Origin of the sequence: Bacillus sp. PK3_68 (genome assembly GCF_003600835.1) — a bacterium.
GTDB lineage: Bacteria > Bacillota > Bacilli > Bacillales > Domibacillaceae > Pseudobacillus.
In genome coordinates, this window is sequence record NZ_NQYC01000001.1 from 2679561 (window position 1) to 2690000 (window position 10440).

Genomic DNA, 10440 nt, shown 5'->3' on the forward strand with positions numbered 1-10440 from the left:
CAGGATGTAGTAGTTGTGGATAAATTTTATAGAGCATTGCATGAAAGCTCTTTTTCTGCTATCATTACTTTGTTTTCACTCTGAATAAGTATTTTTATAGTCTGACTTATCCACAATTGTGAATAAAGTGTTGATAAGTTATTCAACCTCTTTGTATAAAAATGTCCACAAGCTGTTAACAATGTCGAAAAACTATTTTTTTCTTATTTATATATTTAACCACACTCAAACGATTGCATAAATATAAATTCAGATAAAAACTGTTATATAACAAACAAAATTTATCAGGAGGAGGGGGCCTCATGGAAAATATCGATGATCTGTGGAATAAAGCGTTGGAAAACATAGAGAAAAAAATTAGCAAGCCCAGCTTTGATACGTGGCTGAAATCAACAAAAGCACATTCCTTGCATGGTGATTCTATTACTATTTCAGCTCCAAACGATTTTGCAAGAGACTGGCTCGAAGGGCATTATTCGCAATTAATCTCAGGCGTTCTTGGTGAAATCACTGGAGAAGAGCTGTCCGTGAAATTCATCATTCCGGAAAATCAGGCGTCTGAAGACTACGAAATGCCGATGCCTAATAAACCAAAAAAGAAAGAAGAAATACACGACTTTCCACAAAGCATGCTTAATCCCAAGTACACATTCGACACTTTCGTTATCGGCTCGGGCAACCGTTTTGCTCATGCCGCTTCGCTTGCTGTAGCGGAAGCGCCAGCAAAAGCTTATAATCCACTGTTTATTTATGGGGGAGTGGGACTTGGCAAAACACACTTAATGCATGCGATTGGCCATTATGTACTTGAACATAATCCTAACGCCAAAGTCGTTTACCTATCTTCTGAAAAATTCACAAATGAATTTATTAATTCAATCAGGGATAACAAAGCAGTCGAGTTCCGGAATCGCTATCGCAATGTAGATATATTGCTAATAGATGATATTCAATTCCTTGCCGGAAAAGAATCCACTCAAGAGGAATTTTTCCATACGTTTAATACACTTCACGAAGAAAGCAAACAGATTATCATTTCCAGCGACCGGCCGCCCAAAGAAATTCCGACGCTTGAGGACCGCCTGCGCTCTCGGTTTGAATGGGGATTGATTACTGATATTACACCGCCGGATTTAGAAACGAGAATTGCGATTTTGCGCAAAAAAGCGAAAGCAGATAACCTTGATATCCCTAATGAGGTTATGCTTTATATCGCTAATCAAATTGATACTAATATTCGAGAGCTTGAAGGCGCGCTCATTCGCGTAGTCGCCTATTCTTCGCTGATTAATAAAGATATTAACGCGGATCTTGCAGCAGAAGCGCTCAAGGATATTATTCCTAGCTCAAAGCCAAAAGTGATTACCATCCAGGAAATCCAAAAAGTAGTCGGTGAGCAGTACAATGTTAAGCTTGAAGATTTTAAAGCTAAGAAGCGGACAAAATCCATTGCGTTCCCAAGGCAAATCGCCATGTATTTATCTCGTGAGCTGACCGACTTTTCCCTTCCTAAAATCGGTGAAGAATTTGGAGGAAGAGATCACACAACCGTTATTCATGCCCACGAAAAAATTTCTAAGCTGCTCGATACTGATAATCAGCTACAATCTAAAGTGAAAGAAATACAAAGTATTTTAAACTCTTAATAGTGTGCATAACTTTTCATAGGTTACAAACAGTCTGTCCACATGTGGATAGACTGTCTTGCTTTTGTTTTTTTGGATTATCCACATATTCACAGGACCTAGTACTATTACTATTATTTTTTTAAATATAAAATTATTATTATATGCAGCAGCTATAAACATTATGCTTGAATAATGAAAGGAGAAAAAAATGAAGTTTGCTATTCAAAAAGACCGCTTTGCTCAAAGCGTTCAAGACGTTTTAAAAGCCATTAGCTCCAGAACAACGATTCCGATTTTAACTGGGATTAAAATTGATGCGACTGAAGAAGGAATTAAGTTAACTGGAAGTGATTCTGACATTTCTATCGAATCTTTTATTCCAAAAGAAGAAGAGGGAAAGATTATTGTAGAGATTCAGCAAACAGGTTCCATCGTGCTGAATGCCCGTTTTTTCAATGAAATCGTGAAAAAACTGCCTTCTGAAAAAGCTGAAATTGAAGTAGTTTCTTCTTTTCAAACAGTCATTCGCTCCGGCCAGGCTGAATTTAATTTGAACGGGCTTGATCCTGATGAATATCCTCATTTGCCTCAAATTGAGGAAGGGGAAGTCTTTAAATTGCCGACCGATTTACTTAAAGCCTTAATTCGACAAACTGTCTTCGCAGTGTCCACCTCAGAAACACGCCCGATCTTGACAGGTGTCAACTGGAAGATGGAAGAGGGACAATTAATTTGCATTGCAACAGACAGCCATCGGCTTGCTTGGAGAAAAGCATCAGTAGAAACCAATTCGAATGCTGAATATAACATCGTGATCCCAGGAAAAAGCTTGAATGAGCTAAGCAAAATCCTTGATGATTCACAGGAGCTTGTAGAAATTGTTATCACAGACAATCAAGTTCTTTTCCGGGCCAAGCATCTATTGTTCTATTCCCGTCTACTCGAAGGGAACTATCCGGATACTAGTCGCTTGATTCCAACCGACCACAAAACAAAGCTCGAGTTAAATACAAAAGATTTTTTACAGGCTATTGATAGAGCCTCCTTGTTGGCAAGAGAAGGACGCAACAACGTTGTTAAATTGTCAATGATTGATGAAGGAATGATTGAGATTTCTTCTAATTCTCCAGAAATCGGCAAGGTAACAGAGCAAGTAAAAAGCCGTGAAATGGAAGGGGAAGAAATTAAGATCTCTTTTAGTGCCAAATACATGATGGATGCGTTAAAGGTATTAGAGGGGACAGAAATCAATATCCAATTTACCGGAGCTATGAGACCATTTGTGATTCGTCCTGAAAATGATGATTCTATTTTGCAGCTTATTTTGCCTGTTCGTACGTATTAATTTGCTGCATAGAGTGAACAATAGGAAAAACTGAGAAAGAAGAGGCTGTTTCATGAAATGGGCAGCCTTCTTTCGTTTGTTTCTTCTTTGTGTTAAGGGCAAAAATTTAGTAAAATAAAGTATTAGAGAATTCATTCGAAAGCAGTGAAAAAAATGGATAAAAAAGTAGCCATCGAAACAGAATACATTCCTTTGGGCCAATTTTTAAAGCTTGCGGATATCATTCAAACAGGAGGTATGGCCAAATGGTTCTTAAGTGAACATGAGGTTTATATCAATGGAGAACTTGACCAGCGAAGAGGAAGAAAACTGCGTGTAGGCGACCGGGTGGAGATTCCAGGGACTGGCAGTTTTGAAGTTGTTGGTTTATAAAACAAAAGGATGTTTTGCATATGCACTTAACGGATTTGTCTTTGGAAAACTACCGGAACTATGCTTCTTTAAATATTGAATTCGAAAATAAGGTAAATGTTTTTCTCGGAGAAAACGCTCAGGGGAAAACAAATGTGATTGAATCGATTTTTGTGCTGGCTATGGCCAAATCTCATCGTACCTCTAACGATAAAGATTTAATTCGCTGGGAGACAGAGTATGCTAAAATAAAAGGAAGAGTGGAAAAAACTCAGGGTTCTGTGCCGTTAGAGTTAATCATTTCAAAAAAGGGCAAAAAAGCAAAATGCAATCATCTTGAGCAGCAGCGTCTAAGTCAGTATATAGGCAATATGAATGTTGTCATGTTTGCCCCTGAAGATCTTCACCTTGTCAAGGGCAATCCCCAAGTGAGAAGGCGTTTTATTGATATGGAAATAGGCCAGGTATCTCCTGTCTATCTTCATGATATCAGCCAGTATTACAAAATATTGCAGCAGCGGAATCGTTACTTAAAGCAGCTGCAAATAAAGAAAACGAGTGATCTAACCATGTTGGAGGTTTTTACAGATCAGCTAATACAGTTGGCTGTAAAGATTGTCAGAAAAAGATTTGATTTTATTCAGTTGCTGCAAGGCTGGGCACAGTCGATTCATTCAGGCATCTCCCGTGGAGGAGAAACGTTAAATATTTTGTATGAGCCGTCTATTAATGTATCAGAAGAGGACGATCCGTCTAAAATGATTCATATGTTCGAAGAAAAGTTTCATATGCAGCAGCAAAAAGAAATAGAGCGGGGAATCACAATGTTTGGCCCGCATCGCGATGATCTTATCTTCCAGGTCAACGGAAAAAATGTGCAAACATTTGGCTCCCAAGGCCAACAGCGAACAACGGCTTTGTCTGTCAAGCTGGCGGAAATCGAACTGATTCATTCTGAAATCAAGGAATATCCGATTCTTCTACTTGATGATGTTTTGTCGGAACTTGATGATTATCGCCAATCCCATTTATTGAATACGATACAAGGAAAAGTACAAACCTTTGTAACGACGACGAGCACGGAAGGGATTCATCATCAGACATTGCAGGAAGCTTCGACATTTGCAGTGGAGAACGGAACGATCTCGCAAGTGAAGTGAACAGCATAGGAAACTCAACCTGGCTGTTAGTATAACCGAGAAACAGACCTTTATTCTTCGGATTGTTAACAATTATTTGATCAGCCTGACAGTTTAAGAAGCAAACTTTATCTATAATTTCAAAGAATAAGTTTTTATTCTTTTTATCTTATACATGAAGAAGTAAACATATGAAAATTATTTTCAAAAGTCTGTCGGTAAGCAATGGACCATTAGACTTTTGGAAGAAAGAGCAGGTGAACGGATTTGACTATGGAACAACCTAATACAGCTAACCAGCCTTCCTATGATGAGAACCAGATACAGGTACTCGAAGGCCTTGAAGCCGTTCGTAAGCGGCCGGGAATGTATATTGGTTCAACGAGTGGAAAAGGTCTTCACCATCTCGTCTGGGAAATTGTTGATAATAGTATTGATGAGGCACTCGCAGGATATTGTGACAAAATCCGAGTGATTATTGAAGAAGATAACAGCATTACAGTAAAAGATAACGGACGTGGAATTCCGGTTGGTATTCAGGAGCAGACAGGACGTCCGGCAGTAGAGGTTATTTTAACTGTGCTGCATGCCGGCGGGAAATTCGGCGGCGGAGGCTATAAAGTTTCGGGTGGTCTTCATGGTGTAGGGGCTTCCGTTGTTAATGCGCTATCCGAAGAACTTGAAGTGTTTGTTCACCTCAATAACAATATTTATTACCAATGCTACAAACGCGGAGTTCCACAAGAAGATCTTAAAATTATTGGCGAAACAGATTATACGGGAACGACTATTCATTTTAAGCCGGACAAGGAGATTTTTACGGAAACGACGGTCTATGAATACGATACGTTAGCGAACCGTTTGCGCGAACTTGCTTTCCTTAATCGTGGCATCACCATTATTATTGAGGATCGTCGTGAAGAAGGAAAAATGAATGAATATCATTATGAGGGCGGTATTAAATCCTACGTAGAGCATTTGAATCGGAAAAAAGAAGTCGTTCATAGCGAACCAATTTACGTGGAAGGCATGAAAGATGGAATTTCTGCTGAAATTGCTCTGCAATACAACGAAGGGTTTGCGAGCAATGTATACTCATTCGCTAACAACATTAACACATATGAAGGCGGCACACATGAGTCGGGCTTTAAAACTGCTTTAACGCGTGTGATCAATGATTACGCGCGTAAAAACGGTTTAGTTAAAGAAGGCGAAACCAATCTATCAGGGGAAGATGTCAGAGAAGGATTAACAGCCATTATCTCTATTAAGCATCCTGATCCGCAATTTGAAGGACAAACCAAAACAAAACTTGGTAACTCTGAGGCTCGTGCAGTAACAGATGCTGTTTTCTCTGCCCATTTTGAAACCTTTATGCTTGAAAACCCGGCAGTTGCCAAAAAAATTGTTGAAAAAGGCTTAATGGCTGCCCGTGCGCGAATGGCAGCTAAAAAAGCAAGAGAGTTGACGCGCAGAAAGAGCGCATTGGAAGTATCCAGTCTTCCTGGAAAGCTGGCCGATTGTTCATCTCGTGATCCTGAAATCAGTGAACTGTTCGTAGTTGAAGGTGACTCAGCCGGTGGATCAGCCAAACAGGGCCGTGACCGTCATTTTCAGGCTATCCTGCCGCTTCGCGGAAAAATTATTAACGTCGAGAAAGCACGTCTCGATAAGATTTTATCGAACAACGAAATTCGCATGATTATTACAGCTCTCGGCACGGGAATCGGTGATGAGTTTGACATCTCCAAAGCCCGTTACCATAAGCTTGTTATCATGACAGATGCGGACGTTGATGGTGCCCATATCCGGACGCTGATGCTTACTTTCCTCTTCCGTTACATGCGTCAGCTGATTGAAGCGGGATATGTCTACATTGCTCAACCGCCGCTATATAAAGTGATGCAAGGTAAGCGTGTTGAATATGCGTACAATGACCGCCAGCTCGATGAAATTCTCGCAAGTCTTCCGGAAAATGCGAAGCCTGGACTGCAGCGCTATAAAGGACTTGGAGAAATGAATGCAGAGCAGCTATGGGATACAACGATGAATCCAGATACGAGAACCTTGCTTCAAGTTAGTTTGGAAGATGCCATTGAAGCAGATGAAACGTTTGAAATCTTGATGGGTGATCGTGTCGAGCCACGCCGGCAGTTTATCGAAGAAAATGCCCTTTATGTGAAAAACTTGGACATCTAATTTTGAGGAAAAGCCGTCCGTAAAAGAGAAAAAGGGAACGAGCAGGATAGATTTTTGTCTATCCTGTCTGTCTTTTTTCTAGCGGCCAAAGTTATTATTCATACATTAAAAAGTTCATTAAAGGAGGTTCTTTTACATGGCTGAAACGCCTCAATCCAGAGTAACAGAAATCAATATTAGCCAAGAGATGCGCTCATCATTTTTGGATTATGCTATGAGTGTTATCGTTGCCCGGGCACTCCCGGATGTTCGAGATGGCTTAAAGCCCGTTCATCGCCGGATACTTTATGCGATGAATGACTTAGGGATGACAGCTGACAAAGCATATAAGAAGTCTGCCCGTATCGTCGGGGAAGTAATTGGTAAGTACCATCCTCACGGTGACTCTGCTGTGTATGAAACGATGGTACGTATGGCGCAAGATTTTAACTATCGCTACATGCTTGTAGATGGCCACGGGAATTTCGGTTCGATTGATGGAGACTCTGCTGCCGCGATGCGTTATACGGAAGCGCGTATGTCTAAGATATCAATGGAATTATTGCGGGATATTACGAAAGATACGATTGATTATAAAGATAACTATGATGGTTCAGAGAGGGAGCCTGAGGTTCTTCCGTCACGTTTCCCTAATCTGCTCGTCAATGGTACATCGGGTATTGCAGTTGGAATGGCGACAAATATTCCTCCCCATCAGCTTGGAGAGATCATTGATGGGTTGATTGCTTTTAGTAAAAATGAAGACATGTCTGTGTTGGAAATTATGGAACACATTCCAGGTCCTGATTTCCCAACTGGCGGAATGATTATGGGAAGAAGCGGAATTCGCCGCGCATATGAAACTGGGAAAGGTTCCTTAGTTATTAGAGCAAAGGTAGACATTGAACAGCGTGCGAACGGCAAAGAAACGATCATTGTTAATGAGTTGCCTTATCAGGTGAATAAAGCAAGACTGATTGAAAAAATTGCTGAGCTTGTACGTGATAAACGCATTGATGGCATTACTGATTTACGGGATGAATCGGACCGTAATGGGATGCGGATTGTGATGGAAATCCGCCGCGATGCCAATGCCAATGTTATCCTTAACAATTTATATAAGCACACGGCTATGCAAACAAGCTTTGGTATTAATTTGCTGGCACTGGTCGACGGTCAGCCACGTGTATTAAGCATAAAAGAGTGCCTGCATCATTATTTAGAGCATCAGCGGATAATTATTCGTCGCCGTACAGAATTTGAATTAAGAAAAGCGGAAGCAAGAGCCCACATTTTAGAAGGGTTGAGAATTGCTCTTGACCATATTGATGAAATTATCAGCTTAATTCGTAGCTCTCAAACGACTGAAATTGCTAAAAATGGACTAATGGAGCAGTTTTCTCTGTCAGAGAAGCAGGCGCAAGCTATTCTTGATATGCGTTTGCAGCGTTTAACTGGACTAGAAAGAGAGAAAATTGAAGAAGAGTATCAAAATTTAATTCAATTAATTGGAGAATTAAAAGCCATTTTAGCTGACGATGAAAAAATTCTTGGAATTATTCGTGACGAGTTATTGGAAATTAAAGAGAAGTTCAATGATACACGCCGCACAGAAATCATGGATGCCGGCGTGGAAGATATCATGGATGAAGATTTAATTCCTCGTGAGCAGATTGTTCTTACTTTGACCCATAACGGTTATATTAAGCGCCTTCCTGCTTCTACTTACCGCAGTCAAAGACGTGGAGGACGCGGTATACAAGGCATGGGGACGAATGAAGATGACTTTGTTGAGCATCTGCTGACTACTTCCACTCACGATACTATTCTTTTCTTTACAAATAAAGGGAAGGTCTATCGTTTGAAAGGATATCAAATTCCTGAATTTAGCCGCACAGCTAAGGGGATCCCAATAATCAATCTGTTGGAAGTGGAGAAGGATGAGTGGGTCAATGCGATGATCCGTGTCGAGCAATTTGACGCCGATGCCTTCTTATTCTTTGCAACAAAATCAGGGATCGTCAAACGTACGCAACTAACGGAGTTTGCCAATATCCGAACCAATGGATTACGAGCTCTTAATTTAAGAGAAGATGATGAGCTAATATCTGTGCGGCTGACTGATGGTCACCAGCACATCGTAATAGGTACGCGCGATGGCATGATGATTCGTTTTGAAGAAGAAAATGTTCGTCAAATGGGACGGGTGTCGACTGGAGTCAGGGGAATCAGATTGTCGCCTGACGATTGTGTGGTAGGCATGGAACTCCTCCATGAAAATGATTACGTTCTTATTGTGACGGAGAACGGTTATGGAAAACGGACGCCAGAAAAAGATTACCGCATCCAGACAAGAGGCGGTAAAGGATTGAAAACATGTAATATTACAAGCAAAAATGGACCGCTTGTTGCTATCAAAACAGTGAGTGGAAAAGAAGATTTAATGCTGATTACAGTTGGCGGTGTCCTTATTAGAATGGATATAGAAGATATCTCCATTACCGGCCGAAATACGCAAGGGGTTAAGCTTATCCGTTTGCAGGATGAAGAGACGGTAGCTACTGTAACAAAAATAGCTAAAGAGGAAGAAGAGGAATTAATGGATTCCCTTTCTGATCAAGATATAAATGAAACTCATAAAGAAGTGGAATAAAAGCCGGTTTTACCGGCTTTTTTTATTTCTAATCTATCCAATATTTGTTAGAATATAAGTAAAAAAACCTGGGGGAAAAGAAGGATGTACGTGAAGGTAGAGGATTTAAGAGAGGGAAACGTACTGCTGGACGATGTCATGGGGAAAACCCCTGTGCCGTTAATGGCAAAGGAAACCACTTTAACAAGCTGGCACATTAAAATACTTAAAGCATTCTTAATTAACGAAGTTGCCATTACAGAGGGACCTTCAATGGAGATGACTGTGGAAAAAGAAGTAACGGAAGAGAAAAAAGATTACCAAGCAGCCACGCCTTCAGTCAAACAAACAGACTTCTTCCAGAATTATCTTCAAAGTGTAGAAGAACATAATAAAGAATTTCAAAAGTGGCGAGCAGGGGGAGGGATAGACATTGTTAAAATCCGTGAAATTATCCTACCATTGCTCGAAAGGGTGATAAGCAACCCTGAATTACTTTTAGAGCTGATAAATTATGCGGAGAAAGAGAAGTACTTTTCCCACCATGCTATCTCAACTGGACTGTTAAGCGGTGGAATGGCTGTGCAGCTAAATTATGAAAAAGGAACGATTGTTCAGGCAGCTCTTGCCGGTACACTAGCTGATTGTGGAATGGCGAAAATTGACCCGCGCATTTTGTTGAAAGAAAAGGCATTAACGGCTGGGGAAAGAAAAGAAATTCATGATCATCCACTCGCAAGTTACAAGATGGTTAAAGATATTAGCCTCTTAAAGCCAGAGACCAAACTAGCTATTTTTCAACATCATGAAAGAATGGATGGGTCCGGGTATGTGAATGGGATAAAAGGAGACAAGCTGTTGCCGGTTTCACGTATTGTTGCTTTAGCAGATGTTTTTCATGCCATGACGACAGACCGTCCATATCGGAAAAGGCAGCTCCCGTTTAAGGTGCTCGAAATGTTCAGGGAGGATTTCTTTGGGCAGTTTGATTTGTCCGTGGTTAAATCATTAACGACTCTTTTTACTAAGCTTCCTGCTGGGACAGTTGTTCAGTTATCAGACGGACAAGTTGCTACTATTGTTTTTATGAAACAACAATATCCTACAAGACCGTTGTTACAGTTACAGAAGAGTGAAACGATTTTAGATCTTGAGAAAAGAAGAGAT

The 10440-nt window shown here is 40.5% G+C and carries 7 protein-coding genes (1 of these 7 cut by a window edge); all 7 read left to right on the plus strand.

Annotation, left to right across the window (positions count from 1 at the left end; genetic code table 11):
* Positions 1-302 precede the first annotated feature (302 nt).
* Positions 303-1646, plus strand: a complete 1344-nt coding sequence (dnaA, locus tag CJ483_RS13560) for a chromosomal replication initiator protein DnaA (RefSeq protein ID WP_120035774.1) — start codon at positions 303-305, stop codon at positions 1644-1646.
* A 190-nt stretch (positions 1647-1836) separates the two neighbouring features.
* Positions 1837-2973 (plus strand): DNA polymerase III subunit beta, encoded by a 1137-nt coding sequence (gene dnaN / locus CJ483_RS13565; protein WP_120035775.1) that lies wholly within the window; start codon positions 1837-1839, stop codon positions 2971-2973.
* Positions 2974-3126: 153 nt separating this feature from the next.
* Positions 3127-3345, plus strand: coding sequence for a S4 domain-containing protein YaaA (gene yaaA, locus CJ483_RS13570; RefSeq protein ID WP_120035776.1), 219 nt, complete (start codon positions 3127-3129; stop codon positions 3343-3345).
* Positions 3346-3365: 20 nt separating this feature from the next.
* Positions 3366-4484 (plus strand): DNA replication/repair protein RecF, encoded by a 1119-nt coding sequence (gene recF, locus CJ483_RS13575; RefSeq protein WP_120035777.1) that lies wholly within the window; start codon positions 3366-3368, stop codon positions 4482-4484.
* A 252-nt stretch (positions 4485-4736) separates the two neighbouring features.
* Entirely contained in the window at positions 4737-6662 is a 1926-nt protein-coding gene (gene gyrB, locus CJ483_RS13580) for a DNA topoisomerase (ATP-hydrolyzing) subunit B (RefSeq protein WP_120035778.1), read from the plus strand.
* Between the two features lie 136 nt (positions 6663-6798).
* Positions 6799-9294: a DNA gyrase subunit A gene (gene gyrA, locus CJ483_RS13585; RefSeq protein WP_120035779.1), complete on the plus strand. Its 2496-nt coding sequence runs from the start codon at positions 6799-6801 to the stop codon at positions 9292-9294.
* A gap of 84 nt (positions 9295-9378) precedes the next feature.
* A protein-coding gene (locus tag CJ483_RS13590; protein WP_120035780.1) for an HD-GYP domain-containing protein crosses the window boundary here: on the plus strand, positions 9379-10440 show its 5' portion. The gene runs 24 nt beyond the window's last position; the window shows 1062 of its 1086 coding nt (coding positions 1-1062); its start codon is at positions 9379-9381; its stop codon lies beyond the right edge, outside the window.